Origin of the sequence: Peribacillus aracenensis (genome assembly GCF_025175645.1) — a bacterium.
Lineage (GTDB): Bacteria > Bacillota > Bacilli > Bacillales > DSM-1321 > Peribacillus > Peribacillus aracenensis.
Window position 1 is genome coordinate 14424 of record NZ_JANZMJ010000004.1, and the last position, 19198, is coordinate 33621.

Sequence of the window (19198 nt, forward strand, 5' to 3'; positions counted from 1 at the left end):
CCATGAGAAAAGGGTGAGGAGCCTTGACCGAATTATTATTAAAGTATTTTCGCACGAAGCAACAAGAGGTCCAATCAGAGAAACGGTACGATACACAATGTCCTTTTTGCAGCATGCAATGTAAAATGCAGCTGTTGGAACAAACGATTATTGCAAGAAAAAAGTATATGACGATTGGAAAAGAAAATCCAACCTCAGAGGGACGTTTATGCATTAAAGGAATGAATGCACACCAACATGCTTTACATAAAGATCGAATTAAATACCCATTATTAAAAAAAAATGGTGAATTTGTTCGAATAACATGGGAGGAAGCATTAAACCACATTAAGGAGAATTTCACTAAGATTCAAGTAGAAGATGGTGTAAATGCATTATCTGTTTATGGGAGTGCATCCATTACAAATGAAGAAGCATATTTGCTTGGGAAATTTGCAAGAGTGGCATTAAAAACAAAGTATATAGATTATAATGGCCGTTTGTGCATGTCCGCAGCTGCTTCGGCAGCAAGCCAAACGTTTGGTATGGACAGAGGCCTGACCAACAGCTTATCAGAGGTTCCGTTCACAAAGTGCATTATCTTGGCAGGCACGAATATTGCGGAATGTCAGCCGACAATCATGCCGTACTTCGAGAAAGCGAAACAAAATGGTGCATATATTATAGCTATAGATCCACGAGAAACAACAACAACGAAAATGGCAGACTTACATCTAAAAGTAAAACCAGGAATGGATGCCGCCTTGGCAAACGGGTTATTGAAAGTGATCATTGAAGGGGATTTTATTGATGAAGCATTTATCCGGGAACGTGCAAATGGCTATAACGAAGTTAAAGAGTATGTTACATCTTTACAGTTAGAGGGAATTGCCGAAATGACAGGGGTTCCTAGTGACCAAATTCAAAAAGCGGCTGTCATGTTCGGGAAAGAAGAATCAGGAATGATTTTTACAGCAAGGGGCGTTGAACAACAAACTGATGGTTCAGCCGCTGTTCGTAATTTTCTTAATATTCTTATTGTTACAGGGAAAATCGGAAAAGTGAATTCAGGCTATGGAGCTATTACTGGACAGGGAAATGGACAGGGAGCAAGAGAGCATGGCCAAAAGACAGACCAGCTGCCGGGGTATCGCATGATTGAAAATGAGGAACATAGATTACATATTGCAAGAATATGGGGAATCGATGAGGCTGAATTGCCAAGTAAAGGCGTATCAGCATACGAAATGATAGAGAAGATAAATGAAGGCGAAATTACCGGCATGTTTTTAATGTGTTCCAATCCAATTGTTTCAAATCCCAATGCTAACTTTGTCAAAAAGGCATTGGAAAAATTAAAGTTTCTTGTCGCAGTGGATATGTTCGTTACTGAAACTGCTAGATTGGCTGATTTGATTTTACCTACTTCGTCTTATTTAGAGGATGAAGGAACGATGACAAATTTAGAAGGACGAGTAACATTGCGGGAAGCAAGTTTTTCGTCACCTGGGGAAGTGAAGCATGATTGGCAAATCATTTGTGATATAGCAAAAGCTCTGGGAAAAGGGGAGTATTTTCCCTTTCAATCTGCAAATGAGATTTTCGATGAATTAAGAGAGGCAAGCCGTGGGGGAACCGCTGATTATTATGGTATAACGTATGATCGATTAAGAAAAGAAGGAGGCATATTGTGGCCATGCCCAACCATTGACCATAAAGGGACAAAAAGGTTATTCGAAACGTCTTTTGCCCACCCGGATGGAAAGGCGGCCATGGTTATGGTTAATAATGTGCCTCTTGTTCCAAAAGAACAGCCCTGTACGGATTTTCCACTTTATTTAACAACAGGAAGAATCATGTCACATTATTTAACAGGAGTACAAACGAGAAAAAGTTCATCATTATCCGCAAGGAATTTTGAATCATATATGGAAATCCATCCGGAAACAGCCAAGAAATTTCATATTCCAGACAATACTTTGGTGAAAATTGAATCAAGGCGCGGAAGTATTGTTGTAAGAAGCAAATGGTCAGCAACCATTCGCAACGATACTATATTCGTTCCTTTTCATTGGGCAGACTCACAAAATGTCAATCACCTCGTTTCACAGGATTTAGATCCCGTATGCAAAATGCCTGGCTTTAAAGTCAGTGCTGTAAAAGTACATCCTATTGTAGAGTTAACGTCCAATTAAACGAGGTTTTTCTTCCCTTTCATCATGACTTTTTAGGTCAATAAGGATAAGCCTAACCGCACAGCATTCCAAATCAAATGGATTTTACATGACTAAAAACAAAAGGGGGAAAAAGGATGAAAAAAGGTGTTGGTGCTGGACCAGGTGATCCCGACTTAATTACTGTCATGGCAACCAAATGCCACGCGGAAGCGGATGTCATCTTGTATGATCGATTGTATAATCGTGAATTGTTTTATGCGGTAAACCTGAAGCTGAATACATTTATTGCGGTAAAGCGCCTGGTAAACATTGTGTCTCTCAAGAGGAGATTCATCAATTGTTTATTAGTAAATCAATAGAAGGAAAAACGATCGTTCGTCTAAAAGGGGAGTTCCGTCGGGTTTTCAACGAACTTTTACAGGAACAATCGATTCAATAGTGGTGATTGTTACAAGAGAGCAGGTTGCCAATCCCGACATGATTGTAATAGGAGAAGTGGTGAATTTATCTGAGAATTTATCATGGTTTTCAGAGAAAACAAAAGATAAGGAGGTCGCTTAGAAGAAGAATGATTAGTTAAAAGCTTTTCCAGTAATGAAAATGGAAAACTGGACATGAAGGTCATCATGTCCAGTTTATAGTTATTTTTAAAAGTGCAAGGTGAAATTGTGACCTGTTTAATTGAAGCCTGAAATATGGACATCAAAGTACTTGTTGAATCGGTTAATACTTCCGGTTGTTTGGCGAAAATCAATTACGTAAGCCAAAGTGAGCATTTAATTGGCCCTGCAACATTTTTTTTCGCATTTTTTCCTTTTCAATTTTTCTGTTCTCTTTTAATTTTTCCTGCCTGATTTCATTCGTTTGCACTCCATCCTCTATTTTATCGGCGATTTCCACCAATGTCTTGACATCGGAAAAAGAGTATTTTCGGTTACCTCCCTTAGACCTTTCGGGAAAAACGAGTTTTCTTTCTTCATAATACCGGATTTGTCTATCGGATAGTCCGGTTAATTCTCTGACCACTCCTATGGAAATTACTTTTCTGTCTATATAGGATTCTTTTTGCTGGACGATGAAAATCACCTCATTTTTGATTTATGCAAGATCAATAAGGATATTATATCCTAATTTTCTGAATATTTGTAATAAAAACTAACATTAATTATTGATTCTCAAAAATCATGTAAGATTATATAACACACTTGTTGTTATAAATAATGACCTAACCTATAATCAAACACATAATCCTTTCAAAAAAATCTTATTGGAGGACAAAACATGGCAAAGCAGAAATTGGCGCTCATTGGAAATGGCATGGCTGGAGTAAGATGTATAGAAGAAATTTTTAAAATTCAACCGGAAAGGTTTGAGGTGACTGTCTTCGGAAGTGAGCCACATCCGAATTATGATCGAATCCAACTATCGAATGTATTGCAAGGGGCTACGACGATAGATGATATTACAATAAATGATTGGAACTGGTACAAAGAGAATAATATTACACTTTTTTCAGGTGAAACGGTCACAAACATCGACACTGCAAAGCAAATCATATACTCAGACAAAAATCGTGAAGTCGAATATGATCGATTAATTTTAGCTACCGGGTCAATCCCTTTCATTCTACCGATAAAGGGTGCTGATAAAAAGGGAGTGACAGCCTTTCGAAATATTGAAGATTGTGAAAAAATGATTGAATATTCAAAAAACAATAAAAAAGCTGCAGTCATTGGCGGAGGATTACTGGGTCTTGAAGCGGCCAGGGGGCTTTTAAATCTAGGTATGCAAGTAGATGTTATTCACCTTTCGGAATTTTTAATGGATAGGCAGTTAGATCCAACAGCAGGAAAAATGCTGCAAAGGGAACTTGAAGGCCAGGGAATGAATTTTTATCTTGGGAAACAGACTCAGGAGGTATTAGGTGAAATTGATGTTAAAGGATTACGCTTTAGTGATGGCGAGGAAATCAGCGCCGATTTAGTGGTCATGGCAGTTGGGATTAAGCCTAATGTTCAATTGGCCAAAAATTGCGGCATCCCAGTAAATCGTGGAATTATCGTGGACGATTATATGGAGACAAGAATTCCGAATATTTATTCGGTTGGTGAATGTGTGGAGCACCGAGAGATGGTTTATGGTTTGGTCGCCCCCCTTTATGAACAGGGCAAAGTATTAGCCAAAAGGATTTGCGGGCTGGAAGGTAAAGCTTACGAGGGTTCAGTGCTGTCTACTAAGTTAAAAGTATCTGGTGTTGATGTATTTTCGGCTGGGGAAATTTTCGAGGATGAACAAGCTAAATCAATCAAGGAATTTAATGAATGGAATGGTACTTACAAAAAAGTAATGATCCGAAATGGGAAAATTTCTGGTGCGGTATTATTCGGGGATACAAAGGAAAGCAATAACCTATTGGGCATGATCAATAAAAATGCCGACGTTTCCGACTATCTAAAAGTTGGAACGACTGGAGAACCCAGTGTCAGTCTTGTCACTTCGATGTCACATGATGAAATCGTCTGTGGTTGTAATGGTGTAACGAAGGGGGATATTGTGAAAGCTATCGAATCTGAAGGGTTATCAAGTATTGAGGAAGTAAAAGGATGCACAAGTGCTTCGAGATCATGCGGGGGGTGCAAGCCATTAGTCGGTGATATTCTCGAGCTGACATTAGGCACTGATTTCAATAAGTCAAACCAGAAGGAATCCATATGCACATGCACCACTTTATCAAGAGATGAAGTTGTTGCTGAAATACGCGAAAAAAATCTGACCCATACTAGGGAAGTCATGAATGTTCTCGGCTGGAATACAAGTGATGGGTGCTCGAAGTGTAAACCTGCATTGAACTATTACCTGGGCATGATCCATCCGAATGAATATGAGGATGAAAAAGAATCCCGCTATGTCAACGAAAGGCTACATGCAAATATTCAAAAGGACGGTACATTTTCTGTTGTGCCAAGAATGTATGGCGGCGTTACTAATCCAGCCCAATTACGGAAAATAGCAAATGTTGCCGATAAGTATAATGTTAGGTTAATCAAGGTTACAGGCGGACAAAGAATAGATATGTTCGGCGTCGAAAAAGATGACCTTCCAAGTGTATGGGCCGACCTGGATATGCCTTCCGGATATGCTTATGGAAAAACCCTGCGAACTGTGAAAACATGTGTTGGTGAAAACTTTTGCCGGTTTGGCACCCAAGATTCAATTGGGCTTGGCATTGCCCTGGAGAAGAAATTTGAACGTGTAGGCACACCGCACAAGGTTAAGATGGCCGTGTCGGCATGTCCTCGTAATTGTGCTGAATCCGGCATCAAAGATCTTGGTGTTGTGGGTGTTGACGGTGCATGGGAAATTTATATTGGCGGCAACGGCGGAACCCATTTAAGAGCTGCTGAATTATTATGCAAAGTGAAAACAGGTGATGAGGTAATTGAAATTGCAGGTGCATACCTCCAACATTATCGGGAGACTGCCAATTATTTAGAAAGAACGTCCTTCTGGGTTGAGCGTGTAGGGTTCAATACCATTAAGGCGCTTATTGGCGATAAGCAAAAAAGAATTGAGCTTAATCAACGTTTAAATGAGGCCCTATCAGTGTTGCAAGAACCGTGGAAAGAAATCATTGAGAGCAATGCGATCCAAACCGGTTTATTTCAAAAAGTGAAAATTCCAGCAATATCAAATAAATGAATATGGGGGAAGCCTAAATGGGGAAAACGCTTCAAAAGATAAAGGTCTCAACAGTAAATGAGATGCCAAAAAACCTGGGGAAAACAGTAACCATAGGCTCTCAAGAAATTGCTCTTTTTCATTTAGCAAATGGTGAATTCCGTGCTATTGAAAATCGTTGCCCACATAAAGGCGGAGTTCTGGTGGAAGGCATTGTGAGTGGTGATCACGTCTTTTGCCCGATGCATGACTGGAAAATCAGTATCAAGAATGGAGAAGTCCAAAAACCTGATAATGGTTGCATTAAGACATTCAAGGTTGAAATAGAAGATGATAGTGTTTATATTGTTTTATAAAAATATAGATGGCCCGCTGCTCTGGATAGTCTCTTAGACTATCCACTTTTTCTTTCCGGAGCTTTGAACTAAATTCCCCTGACGGAATAATTGATAAATATTTCCAAAACAAATATAATTTTCAGTAAAGGAATACCTTTATTAAAGGCTCTTTCGTAAAGATTGTTGTTTTTAAAAACTAAACGATTTAAGGTTGATTGGAGCGCAAGTGCGAGACTCCTGCGGGAGTAACGGGACAGGTGAGACCCCACAGGCGTTTACGCCGAGGAGGCTCACCGCCCGCCCCGCGGAAAGCGAGCATCTGGAGGGGAAATCAACCACACCGCTTTACCTGGTAAATAGCAACAAAGTATTCGAAAACAGCCTTATTAAACGAAGTGAATGTAAACGATTTCAATGGTGCACAAATGAATAAAGTTATTGGGGAAGGGTTGGCATTTTTATGAACAAATTATCTGTTGGCGTTTTTACCTTTATGCTGTATTTTGTTCCTTTATCAAGTTCTTCACCTGGATCAGCGGAAGTAAAACCAGATTACAAGCTTTATGTAATGGCCCCATTGGGCGAAATAACAGATTGGGAGGCATTTGAGGCACAGTTAACTCAGTTGAAGGAAAATGGAGTTTATGCAATAACGACAGATATTTGGTGGGGATTAGTCGAGAGTAAAAAAGATAATCAGTTTGATTGGTCCTATTATAAAAAATATGCGGAAACTGTGAAAGCTTCCGGTTTAAAATGGGTGCCCATTTTGTCTACACATCAATGCGGCGGTAATGTGGGGGATGATTGTAACTATTCCATCCCGAGTTGGCTTTGGAATAAAGACACTCTAGAAAACATGGCATTCAAGAGTGAAAGTGGTTTCTGGAATAAGGAGGTACTTGCTCCATGGTGGGAAGGTACAGCCGATCAGTACAACGAATTGTATAAATCCTTTGCAGAGAACTTTGCTGATAAGAAGGGTTTAATAGCTAAAATATATTTAAGTGCAGGACCAGCTGGGGAACTACGATATCCCTCCTATCAAAATGCTGATGGCTGGGATTATCCTGAAAGGGGACAGCTTCAAGTTTATACAGAAGGTGCGAAACGGGACTTCAGGCTTACCATGAGAGAAAAATATTCAACGATAAAAAAATTAAATGCTGCGTGGGGCAAAACGTATAAAAACTGGAATGAGATACAGCCGCCAGGAAGCGGGGATGAATTTTTTACCAGGGGCGGAGCAATCGATACACAATTTGGATACGACTTTATGCAGTGGTATCAAGGAGCACTCGAAAAGCATCTTGCAAAAATCTCTAAATTCGCCCATAAACATTTTGATGAAGTCTTTGGCGTGCCAATTGGAGCTAAAATCTCAGGAGTACATTGGAAAATGAATGATCCAGTACTGCCGCATTCAGCAGAGTATAGTGCAGGGTACTATAACTACTCCCAATTATTGAATCAGTTTAAAAAATCGAATATGGCCCTCACGTTCACCTGTTTGGAAATGGGAGATCAAGATGCACATACTGCACCATCCTATAGCGCACCTAAAACGTTGGTTACCCAAATCGCTTCATTGGCCAATGAAAAAGGAATTTCTTTAAATGGGGAAAACGCACTTCCGCTTATCGACAATGAAGGGGGCTTTGACAATATAGCAGAAATGGTTTTTAACCATGATTTTGATGGATTTACCTTGCTAAGGATGTCCTATTTATTCGACGATGAAGGAAAACCAACAAATGAGTTCAGGATGATGGCTGATAAATTGAAAGGCATGTCGATTCCAGTTACATTCACAGTTGAAAATGTACCTCCCACACATGGAGTTTACTTAATTGGGGATAGAGGCGAAATCGGCAGGTGGAATCCTGAAGATTACGAATATAAGCTCACTCAAAGCACTGAAGGCAGCTGGAGAGGAACATTTCGTTTAGCCGCAGATCGGTTTTATGAATTCAAGTTCGTCCTGAAAGATGAAAATGGCAATATTACTTGGCAAGATGGGGAAAATAATAGGTATAAAACTCCTTTGAATGGAGGAGGAAACTATAAAACTTCATGGTAGATGAGGATATGGTGTCTTTCATTTTGCAAGCCTAACGGTTTCTATCTAAATATTTAAAACCCTCAAAAAAACATTGCAGTTGATTTCATCCATTTAAATTAGTAAAAAAACAAGAATGATAACTAAGTTTACCTTTAGAACATGGTTGTGAGAGATTTCCGAACCTTCATTAGCCAACAAAATGGTTCCTATCTGAATTTTTAATATAAAGTTGATCGGAGCGGTGTTCGAAACTCCTGCGGGAATATCGTTTACTCCTAGGAAGCCTCCACAGGCGAAAGACCGCACTCGGAAAGCAAGTGCCTGAATTTAACAGAATGACTAACTAAGTAAGACTTGTGGGAAGAATATAATTAATGGAAAGTCATCGCAAGTTAGGATCATTAGCACTGACCGCAATATTTGAGGGAATATTATTTTAAGTCTTAAATGATCTGTACTTACATTAAATAAAACAAGCGGACAATTTTTGAACCAAACAACAAGAAAGGGAGGAATTGAAATAAATGAAGACAATGATTACATGGACAGGGGAAATGGCCTTTTCTGGCACAACTCCGTCGGGACATGAAATAAAGATGGATGCATCCGAAGATGTAGGAGGAAAAAATAGCGGAGCAAGACCCACTGAGTTACTTTTGCATTCTCTTGCCGGGTGCACAGGCATTGATATTGTAATGATTTTAAAAAAAATGCGATTTGAAACAAAGTCCTTTCAAATAGAAATAGAAGGGGCACGATCAGAAAATCATCCTAAGCGATTTACCGATTTTCATATCCACTATTTATTGGAGGGTGATCTGCCTGAAGATAAAGTGGTCCGTGCAATTCAATTATCCAAAAATACGTACTGTTCAGTATATCATTCATTAAATGCCAACATTGTAATCAGCTATTCGATAAATGGCGTTAAAGGAAAACAAGAATTATAATTTATACATTTTTCATTTAAAAGTACAGCCTTCATTTTATAAGCAAATGGAGGCTGTTTTCGTCTGGAATGGACATCCTTGTTCATGGCAAATCATCTATACCAAAACGTTCAAACCTCAGAAGATGATCCCTCTACAGGTTAATCCTAGACGTATTCTTAAAAAACTCATCCCAAAATTTATTTTCCAGGTAACATTACTCCATTTTTCGGAAGGAAAGGGTTTATTTAGTCAGCAAGTAATCAAAATGTAATGGTTTGTCATTGGAATGCCCTTGATGTTAGGAGTTTATCAATATAAACTTTAGATACTATTGAGGAGTGGATAAGTTGAAAGAGATAACCATTGACAAATTAATTTTTAAAGATCATTTATCGATGATTGAACAATACTCATTGAAAGATTTCATGTTTAAGTGGCTCAACAGCCCTGAAGAAGGATTGGATGATCTTCTTCCGCTTACATACACAGATCAAGTTTTTGCAAAAATGGAAACGACATTGGAGACAAAAATAAAGATCCACGGAGAAGAAACCTTCAGATATGTCACCATTACGGAAGATAACCAAATTGTAATAGGGTGCTTGGACTCTAATCAGGAGTTAAAGTTTAGAATTGTTTCCCTGGAGGAGCGTTTGAAAAGCTACTAACTATAGACTTAGCATTATATACTTTTTAGAGTTGAATCATATTTTCAGTTAAATAAATCAAGACCGTTCCTGTTTATTAAAGGAACGGTCTTTTTAAGGTGTTATTATTTTTTCATCACGTAAAGAACAGCGTCAATACGATATAAGATTGTACCCGAAAGTAAAATGAAATTCATACCTTTTGCCAGTTAAACGAGTAATTCTATAAACTCGTCATATTCTCGGATTAATTTAACAATTTTAAACGAATATTGAATTGTCTTAGTGTAATATATAGTAATGAAGTCAATTAAAACACTTGGGGGGAATTGAGTTGAGCGAGACGTTGGCAAGGTCATTAAAAATGCTTTTGAAAGAAACGTTTGAAGGACCGGGAAATGGAGGGAGCTATTATACTGAATCGAAACCGAATACCGGGGTTTTTGGTACAATTGATGGTTTAACCGCAGAAGATGCTTCGCGTTCCATAAATGGAGCAACCATTGCTGCTCATTCTGACCACATACGGTATTATTTATGGGTGATCCGAACAATGATCAGTGGTGAAAACTTCGAAAAAGATTGGGGCGCAAGCTGGACCATTCATCATGTTGATGAGGTGAAATGGGCGGAAATCAGGGAGGGATTACATAAAGAATATGTAACACTTCTCGAAGAAATCAACACAATCGATTTAGGAAAATGGCTGACAAATGTAAATGCGACCATTGCCCACTCGGCTTATCATCTTGGAGCGTTACGGCAAATGTTAAAAAGCCTTGAAATAGAAAAATAATTTACAATATTGAGGGTTTGTAAATTGATTGGAGCGATTTGCACCTGTGGGGTCTCCTTTGGACGCGCTTTCCCGCGGGAGTCTCGTACACCCGTTCCAATCAACTTTGTTAAAAAATTAGATGAAATGGTCCCATCCCGAAGCATGATTTTGAAACAAGCTTAGGAGTCCTTAATGTTTTTTCCTGTAATCCTTATTGGGTTGTAGAAATTTGCGACACTCCGGTTTCATATTCCTGAATGAAGTCGTTATTCATTCATGCTTACGTCGTACCGAATAACACGCCGTTATTCTTTGCCACTTCAATTCCTTCAGCCTATCGATTGCTTATTTTTTAACGTTCTTGCTCAGCCACATATAAAAACAGAGTTGAAAATTGTTCCGTCAATAACTTTTCATTATCACCCATACCCCTGGATTTCCTACCATCAAAAAGTACCTCATTTTCAGTACCACAATTTCTGCGTTCAAATCTTAAGAATGTACTTCCATGCTCGGATGATACCATAGTAATATTAGCCAATCTGTCTAGTGAATTAAGGAATAACAAATCGCCTTCGCTATTGATTAAGAGCCCCTGATATGGAGGCCGGTTAATAAGCTGCCATTCTGAATATTGATCTTTAGCCGAAAAACGAGCATTTTCAATTTTTAAAATGATAGCTAACGATATTGGTCATTTATGTAAAAACATTATTTTATGAAGAAATGTTCTTTAACTAATGGGGAGCAGCTTAGTTGTGAAAGGATTTAATAAGTTTGAAGCTAAATCTATTGAACAAATAATTAAAAAAGGAACCTATAACTTGATGATAGGAGAATAAAACAAATAAGGTCATGTCAATAATAAAATTGACATGACACCAATTAGTGTCATATAATAAAAGACACCAATTGGTGTCCCATTAAAGGGGGGGTGATTTTGAACGAGAAAAATCAAGATCGTGATATTTATGTAGCCATCGCTGACCCAACAAGACGTAAATTGCTACGTTTGTTGGCGGACGCGGAAGAATTGCCTCTCAATGGGATGACCGTTCATTTTGAAATGGGTCGTACTGCGGTTTCAAAGCATTTGGCAATCCTTAAGGAGGCTGGTCTCGTAATCAGCAGAAAGGTCGGCAGGGAAACACGTTATCGGCTGAATGCTGCCCCGTTGAAAGAAATTGAGGATTGGGTATCGTTTTACAAGAGATTCTGGAGTGAAAGAATGTTGCTTTTAAACCAAATATTACAGGAGGAACAAAAAATGACTTTAACAGTATCACAAGATTTTAATTTTAAGAGCCCGATCGAGAAGGTATGGCTCGCCTTAACAGATGCAAATACTCTTGCAAAATGGGTAATGGCTAATGATATTAAACCTGTCGTTGGCCATAAATTTCAGTTTCGGAATGAACAGTGGAATTTAATTATAGATTCCGAAGTTCTTGAAGTGGAGGAGCCTTATAAGTTATCTTACACTTGGGTAGGTGGTGGGATAAACACTACAGTCACATGGACATTAAAGCACGAGGACGGAACAACTTACTTACATCTTGATCAAGCAGGATTCGAAAAAGAAGATCAAGCGTTCAATGGTGCGAAATATGGTTGGGCGAAAATGGGCGAAGATCTTAAAAAAGTGTTAGGGGAAATGTAAGACCAAACTTTTGAACCTGTTTATGGTATTTAGCTAACGTATAGGAAAAAGCAAACTGCTCGGAAAGAGGAGTGTTCCATGATGACAAATAGTAAAAGGAATCCTAAGGTTGATGAATTTTTGAGCAAAGCCAAAAATTGGCAGGAAGAATATGAGACGTTGAGAAATATCGTTCTCGACTGTGACTTGACCGAAGAATTTAAATGGATGCATCCTTGTTACACGTTTGAGAAAAAAAACATAGTTTTAATCCATGGATTTAAAGAATATTGTGCGCTTCTATTTCACAAAGGTGCCTTGTTACAGGATACCCATGGGATTCTAATCCAACAAACAGAGAATGTACAGGGGGCGCGCCAGATTCGGTTCACCAATGTTCAAGAAATAGTTGCAACGGAAACCATTCTGAAAGCCTATATCCATGAAGCCATTGAAGTTGAAAAAGCCGGTTTGGAAGTGAATTTTAAAAATAATACAGAATTCATAGTTCCAGAAGAACTTCAAAGTAAATTCGATGAAATCCCTGCTTTGAAAAATGCTTTTGAAGCATTGACCCCGGGACGGCAAAGAGCATACATTCTTCATTTTTCTCAACCCAAACAATCCAAAACTCGAGAATCAAGAGTTGAAAAATGCATGCAGAAAATTCTCAATGGAAAGGGCTTAAAAGATTAGCATTTCATTGAGAAAATATATTAATCAAGTTTTAGACCTTACCTCAATTTGCGTTCATCAAACTCTTTTTTGGATCGCAGGAACCATTCAATCAATAACTTAAAAGTGATCCGTAGAGTATAGAAAACTAACGTGTAATAGGCTTACGCATTCAACCTAGAGTGTACCCTTTGGCTGTTTGCTGAAAGGTACGCTTTTCTTGAACTAACAAGGGACTATTTTGAATAAGGTTTAAGCAATGCTCTTCATCAAAACCATCTTATAGTAATAAATTTTCACTTTATTATAGGAAGCTTTAATGGAGTAACAAAAAATCCAATACAGAGAAATTTGGCTTTTTATTCTGGAATTTCGATTTAGGAAAATGGATGACAATTGCACCTAAAAACCCAGCAAAGGTTGCTGGGTTTCTATTTATTCCTTTAGATGAAATTACATACTTTTTGTAGGTTATTGTTAGATTGTGTCAGATTATACTAAGAATTTAAAGGGTTCAAGTCCTGATTGGAGAAGTATATTATCAGGGCGTTTTTAGCCGAGAAATACTGACTGCAAAGATTTTGACACAGAAGGAGGGCTCTTAATTAAAAAGCAGCTGTTTCTAATAAGTATATTTTGCTTGATGGTCTTTGTTCATACGCTTTGGTCTCCCACGATTTTTGCTGAACAAAAAAACTTTATAATTGCTGGGGAAAGTGCTCTTCCTCCATTTTCATTTGAAAATGAAGCTGGTGAGCTGACAGGCATCAATATTGATTTAATGGAGGAAATAGCAAAATATAATGGCGTAGATTTCAAATATATTCCGATGAGGATGGAAGAAGCGGAAAAAGCCTTAAGCAACGGAACAATTGATGCAATTGTTGGAAGTACCTATAATACCGATAAAGATAATCAACTTGATTTCACTCAATCCTATTTTACAATGTCCCAATCCATAATCATTCCCAGTAAAAGGAAACAGGATATTCATACGTTAACGGATCTACGCGATTCACATGTTGTCCTTGACCAAAACACACCAGTAATCAGTACATTTCTCAATATGAGGAATACAAATTTAACGACCGTTTCGAATCAATACTCGGGTATTTTAACATTATTGAACAACCGTGCAGATGTATTCATCGGGAACAAATGGACTGCAGATTTCTATTTAAAAAAGTTCCGCCAAGAAAAGAATTACATCATTCTCGATGAAGTCATTGAACCAGCGGATTATACGATTGCAGTGAAAAAAGGGAATCAATCGCTTCTTTTCATGATGGATCATACACTCACAGAACTTAAAGCTAACCGGAATATCAATGGGATAATCGATAAATGGGTCATGCCACAATCCAATCAAAAAATTGCCAGGCTGGAGCAATTCATATTCTGGTTGATCATAACCCTAACTGCCGTGGCCTTTATCCTTCTAATCATTTACATATGGAATCAAAAGCTAAAAAAATCCGTTCATAACCAGACGTTAAAATTACATTTATTAAATAAGGATTTAGAGAAACAACGGCAAAACATTGCTAATGCTGAAGCTTTCAAAGATCAAGTCTTAAACAATATCAATAATGGGATCATTACATTCGATCTCGATTTCATGATTACCAGCTGTAATGCAAAGGCATCAGAAATTCTTGACATTTCCAAGGAAATGATTCTGAATTTTATGAATCATTCACAATTAATGAGGAATTTGGGAGCTTTACATCAAGAACAAAATGGGAATAACCTTACGGGTTCTTTTCGAATCTTGATATTTGATGAGGAAAATGACCAGAAGGTGATTTCATATTCGATGCATAAGATGTTCAACTCTGAATATATACAAACCGGATACTTACTTTCCATGAATGATGAGACGGAAAAGAAAACATTGGAGAAAAAATTGGTCACGCAAGAAAAGCTGCACGCCCTTGGTCAACTAGTTGCAGGTGTCGCACATGAAATAAGGAATCCTTTGACATCGATTAAAACATTCATTGATTTACTTCCGAGTAAATATGATAATCCTCAATTCCGACAAGTTCTAATGGAGCACTTGCCTACTGAAGTTAACCGTTTGAATGCGATTGTTACCGATTTAATTGAATATGCACGTCCGCGTCCGCCTAATATTACAAATTGCCACGCTCATGAACTTATATCCTTACTTGCTTTTCATAAGGTGACTATGGAAAAAAAACAAATAATTTTCGAGCAAATAATTGAGGAGGACCTTATTTTTTATATAGATTTACAACAAATTCAACAAGTACTTCTTAACTTGGTGTTGAATTCGATTCATGCCGTTGAAGAAACAAAGGAAAAGACCATTAACATCTCCATTGATAAAGAGAACGAAAAGACTGGGCGGATTATCATATCCGATACGGGAAAAGGGATGAAACAGGAGGAACTGAACCATATTTTCGAGCCGTTTTTTACAAATAAAGAAAAGGGTGTCGGTTTGGGACTAACGTTATCGTATAGGTTAATTAAAGAAAATAACGGAGATATCCATGTAAAAAGTTATCCTAATACAGGTACGAAATTCACCATTTCACTACCTTTATATATCGAATAGAAGCCTGGAAAGAGGGGGAGTTATATGAAAATGCGTGTATTGGTAATTGATGATGAACCTGCTATTTGCACTGCTCTTAGCTTTGCGTTGGAAGATTCATATCAGGTCGTGACAACCACTGACCCTGATGAGGGGCTCCGGAAGATCGACAATCAACCTTTTGATATTGTATTACTAGATTTGAGAATAGGAAATAAAAGTGGACTTGATGTCCTGCAGAAAATCAAACAAATAGCACCTAACGTAACAGTCATCATGATGACTGCCTATTCATCCATTGAAACATCCATTGAGGCCATAAAAAGGGGGGCCTACTACTATATTGAAAAGCCAATTAATATTGAAGAACTTTCTTTGCTCTTGATGAGGGCAGCCGAATTCAAACAGATGTCCAATCAATTGGAGACATTACATGAAGAATTGGGGATTCAAAAGGGATTTGGTAACTTTCTTGGTAACAGCAAGGCGATGCAGCGTATTTTCTCAATGATCGAAAGAGTGAAAGATATTGATTCCAGTGTTCTTATCACGGGTGAAAGTGGTACTGGAAAGGAGCTTGTAGCCCGGAACATCCATACGCTAGGAAGAAGGAAAAACAATCCAATGCAGATTGTCAATTGTGCAGCAATTCCTGAGATGCTGCTGGAATCGGAGTTGTTCGGATATGAGAAGGGAGCATTTTCCGGTGCAACACAAAGGAAGGATGGGAAATTCGTTGCTGCTAATGGGGGCATCCTTTTTCTCGATGAGATTAGTGAAATGCCCCTTCCTCTTCAAGCCAAATTATTACGAGTATTGCAGGAACGGGAAGTGACGCCTCTTGGGTCCAATGCAAAAATCTCATTGGATGTCCGTATTATAAGTGCAGCCAATAAAAACTTGGAACAAATGGTGATGGAAGGGGAATTTAGGGAGGATTTGTATTTCAGGCTTAATGTCATACCCATCTCGATGCCGCCTTTAAGGGATAGAAAAGAAGATTTACCGATCCTTATGGATTATTTTATAAAAAAGCACGCTAAGGATATGAATCGTGAAGATAAGACGTTCTCGGCAGCCGCACGTCGGATTTTACTGGATTACCATTACCCTGGCAATGTCCGTGAACTTGGTAACATCATAGAATATGCTGTCGCCCTATCGAACTCGAAAAAAATGGAGGATACCGACTTGCCGCAATATGTTCAAGAACAGAAGTTCATTCTTCAGCAGGGGGGCAATGACGAAGATTTTCATAGTTTCAAAATCCCTATCGGAATATCCATGAAAGAGATAGAAGAAAAAGTCATAACGGCCACACTTCAATACTGTAAAAACCATCGGCAAAAAACAGCTCAAATCCTAAAAATTTCAGAAAGAAGCCTTCGTGATAAAATCAAGCTCATTTCAAAAGGAGAATAAAAGGCTTATTGTGTTAATCGGCATTTTTTTCTGGATAACCGGCAAAAATTGCCGATTTATACGTGTATATCATTCAATAAATCGGCAGGATTTGCGTTTTAAAGCAGAAAATCGACTTGGCATGATATTTGCATCTAAATACATTAAGAAAGGAGGACCACGATGAAGAATGGAGCACTCTTTATAAAAGTCGCTTTGTTATTTTGTTTCATGACAGGATGTTCTTTTATGAATGAGCAGCAGGAAATATCTAAACCTGCTACTACCTTGATTCAGAGTCAACTAACTTCTGAAGGACAGGATTTAAATAATAGGATGATAATCATTGGAACTGGAGATATGACAGGTGTTTATTTTTTGTTAGGACAAAGATTATCAAATATGTATGAAAAGTATAATGGAACCGTGTCAGGTACCCAGGTAACCCATGCTTCCATCGAAAATACTGAATTGGTTAGCAGCCATCGCGCAGAAATTGGTTTTACCACAGTGGATGTACTGGATTTGCCTGAAACGGATAAATCCAAGTTAAGAGCTTTAACGGCTCTATATTCCAATTATGTACAAATTGTTACTACTAAACAAAATGGTATTGATTCCTTAGAAGATTTAGTTGGGAAACGCATTAGTGTGGGAACCGCAGGAAGCGGTACAAGGCTTATTGCAGAGCGGATACTGTTAGAATCTAATTTACCGACTGATCAATTGAATTTATCCTATCTTTCTTTTTCTCAATCTGCAGAAGCATTACGTAATGGTACCATTGATGTGGCTTTCTTTTCTTCGGGGATTCCGAATAATGAAATCGCTTTCATATCCAAGCAGACCGAACTATCTTTTATTCCAATTCCGGAAGACATCATTGAAGGTCTTCAAAAACAATATGGAGTTTATACCCATGATGAAATTCCCAGAGATACATACGGGGGAATGAAAAAAAATGTCCAAACGATTTCAATTAAAAATGTCCTGGTGACCTACAAGGAAATGTCTGATCCTCATGCATACAGTCTTGTGAAAACATTATATGAACATCTGCCTGAACTACAGCATACACATCCAGCTGCTTCTGATATTTCAATAAATGAAGCAACTAAACAAGTGCCACTTGATTTTCATCCAGGGGCCATGAATTATTTTAACGAACAAGGAATTATTGGAGATCAATGAAAAACGGGAGGTAATGACTATGAAAAAACTGCTGAGTCTTTTATCAATAATAGTATTGATCGCTCTTGCGGGATGTGGTAATCCCACTCCGCAAAAACCGGGAGAATCCGTCCAAACGGGTGCGGGTGAAAAAGGAGAGAAAAAAATAACGATTGCCGGTAATGGCGGTGTCATTGAAAGTGCCATCAGGGATGTGATCGCACCGAAGTTCAAAGAAGAAACAGGAATCACTGTTAATTATATTTCCGGTTTATCAGGTGAAATTCTATCCAAAGTGGAATTACAGAAGAACGCTCCGCAAATAGATGTTGCCCTTTTTGTACCGGTTGATGTAATTCGCGCTAAGGAGAAGGAACTGATCGTACCAATTGATGAGTCCAATGTTCCCAATATGAAATCGGTGGATCCACGTTTCATTCCGGTTGAAAATGCTGCCGCGCCAGCATTCGGTTTAGTCATTGCACCAGCCTATAATACGGAAACCTTTAAAAAGAATGGGTTAAAACCAATTGAATCTTGGAATGATCTTGTATCACCTGATTACGAGGGTAAAACGGCATTTTCAGATATTACGAATGACTGGGGTTTCAATACCCTTAATGGTCTGGCAATTTCAAACGGAGGCAGTACGGAAGATATGGAACCAGGTCTTGAAAAAGCAAAGGATCTTGCAGCTTATTCCAATACCTTTTATAAAAACTCAACGCAAATGATGCCAGCTGTCCAACAAGGAGCTGCTGACGTAACCGTCATGGGAAGTTACTCCATAGGTGAACTAGCCGTTTCAGGTATTCCCATTAAGATGGCCGTACCTAAAGAAGGTGTACCGCTTCAAGCTTTTAGTGCTGGTCTCGTGAAAAATACGCCAAATAGCAAAGAAGCCCTTGAATTCATCAATTATGTAATCAGTGAAGAAGCGCAAGCATTAATTTCCGAAAAAGGATTTTATCCGACGGTAGAAGGAATGAAAATTCCAAAGAAATATGAAGAGTCAATCGGCCTTAAAGCAAGTGATAAAACATTCAAACCTGACTTCGCCAAGTTTGCTGAAATCCGCGCCGAGGTGTCAGACAGATGGGCGAAAGAGGTTACTCCTGAATTAGGGAAAAAACTCAAATAAAAAGGAGCGTGTTATCAC

14 protein-coding genes and 2 pseudogenes are annotated in these 19198 nt (G+C 38.4%); 15 read left to right on the forward strand and 1 reads right to left on the reverse strand.

What is annotated here, in order from left to right; genetic code table 11:
* The first annotated feature begins 23 nt into the window (after nucleotides 1–23).
* Both nasC and N0M92_RS29415 read left to right on the forward strand, forming a co-directional pair.
* Nucleotides 24–2174, forward strand: coding sequence for an assimilatory nitrate reductase catalytic subunit NasC (gene nasC, locus N0M92_RS05800; RefSeq protein WP_260284858.1), 2151 nt, complete (start codon nucleotides 24–26; stop codon nucleotides 2172–2174).
* Nucleotides 2175–2290: 116 nt separating this feature from the next.
* Nucleotides 2291–2544 (forward strand): annotated as a pseudogene (locus N0M92_RS29415) (SAM-dependent methyltransferase); the annotation flags it as partial.
* 362 nt (nucleotides 2545–2906) lie between these two features.
* On the opposite strand, the gene N0M92_RS05810 reads toward N0M92_RS29415, so the two are convergent.
* Nucleotides 2907–3182 (reverse strand): MerR family transcriptional regulator, encoded by a 276-nt coding sequence (locus N0M92_RS05810; protein ID WP_311202516.1) that lies wholly within the window; start codon nucleotides 3180–3182, stop codon nucleotides 2907–2909.
* A 255-nt stretch (nucleotides 3183–3437) separates the two neighbouring features.
* Here N0M92_RS05810 and nirB point away from each other — a divergent pair, with 255 nt between their 5' ends.
* The 13 genes and pseudogenes from nirB to N0M92_RS05875 all read left to right on the forward strand — a co-directional run bounded on the left by nirB (nucleotide 3438) and on the right by N0M92_RS05875 (nucleotide 19180).
* The gene (gene nirB / locus N0M92_RS05815) at nucleotides 3438–5855 is read left to right on the forward strand and encodes a nitrite reductase large subunit NirB (RefSeq protein WP_260284859.1); all 2418 of its coding nucleotides are present in this window, start codon (nucleotides 3438–3440) and stop codon (nucleotides 5853–5855) included.
* Nucleotides 5856–5872: 17 nt separating this feature from the next.
* A complete protein-coding gene (gene nirD / locus N0M92_RS05820; RefSeq protein WP_260284860.1) occupies nucleotides 5873–6190 on the forward strand; it encodes a nitrite reductase small subunit NirD in 318 nt (105 codons plus the stop codon).
* A gap of 442 nt (nucleotides 6191–6632) precedes the next feature.
* Nucleotides 6633–8252, forward strand: a complete 1620-nt coding sequence (locus N0M92_RS05825) for a family 14 glycosylhydrolase (RefSeq protein ID WP_260284861.1) — start codon at nucleotides 6633–6635, stop codon at nucleotides 8250–8252.
* Nucleotides 8253–8758: 506 nt separating this feature from the next.
* A complete protein-coding gene (locus tag N0M92_RS05830) occupies nucleotides 8759–9184 on the forward strand; it encodes an OsmC family protein (RefSeq protein WP_260284862.1) in 426 nt (141 codons plus the stop codon).
* Between the two features lie 329 nt (nucleotides 9185–9513).
* A complete protein-coding gene (locus tag N0M92_RS05835; RefSeq protein ID WP_260284863.1) occupies nucleotides 9514–9834 on the forward strand; it encodes a hypothetical protein in 321 nt (106 codons plus the stop codon).
* A 313-nt stretch (nucleotides 9835–10147) separates the two neighbouring features.
* Nucleotides 10148–10609 (forward strand): hypothetical protein, encoded by a 462-nt coding sequence (locus N0M92_RS05840; RefSeq protein ID WP_260284864.1) that lies wholly within the window; start codon nucleotides 10148–10150, stop codon nucleotides 10607–10609.
* Between the two features lie 916 nt (nucleotides 10610–11525).
* Nucleotides 11526–11765: pseudogene (locus N0M92_RS05845) on the forward strand (ArsR/SmtB family transcription factor); the annotation flags it as partial.
* Between the two features lie 93 nt (nucleotides 11766–11858).
* Entirely contained in the window at nucleotides 11859–12251 is a 393-nt protein-coding gene (locus N0M92_RS05850) for an SRPBCC family protein (RefSeq protein WP_260285051.1), read from the forward strand.
* 81 nt (nucleotides 12252–12332) lie between these two features.
* Complete coding sequence (locus N0M92_RS05855; protein WP_260284866.1) at nucleotides 12333–12926, forward strand: YdeI/OmpD-associated family protein; 594 nt, start codon at nucleotides 12333–12335, stop codon at nucleotides 12924–12926.
* Between the two features lie 622 nt (nucleotides 12927–13548).
* Nucleotides 13549–15489 (forward strand): transporter substrate-binding domain-containing protein, encoded by a 1941-nt coding sequence (locus N0M92_RS05860; RefSeq protein ID WP_260285052.1) that lies wholly within the window; start codon nucleotides 13549–13551, stop codon nucleotides 15487–15489.
* A 24-nt stretch (nucleotides 15490–15513) separates the two neighbouring features.
* A complete protein-coding gene (locus tag N0M92_RS05865; RefSeq protein ID WP_260284867.1) occupies nucleotides 15514–16890 on the forward strand; it encodes a sigma-54-dependent transcriptional regulator in 1377 nt (458 codons plus the stop codon).
* A 162-nt stretch (nucleotides 16891–17052) separates the two neighbouring features.
* Nucleotides 17053–18060 carry a TAXI family TRAP transporter solute-binding subunit gene (locus N0M92_RS05870; RefSeq protein WP_260284868.1) on the forward strand — a complete coding sequence of 336 codons (1008 nt, stop codon included), beginning with the start codon at nucleotides 17053–17055 and terminating at the stop codon, nucleotides 18058–18060.
* 19 nt (nucleotides 18061–18079) lie between these two features.
* On the forward strand, nucleotides 18080–19180 hold the full coding sequence (locus tag N0M92_RS05875) for an ABC transporter substrate-binding protein (protein WP_260284869.1): 1101 nt from the start codon (nucleotides 18080–18082) through the stop codon (nucleotides 19178–19180).
* Nucleotides 19181–19198 lie beyond the last annotated feature (18 nt).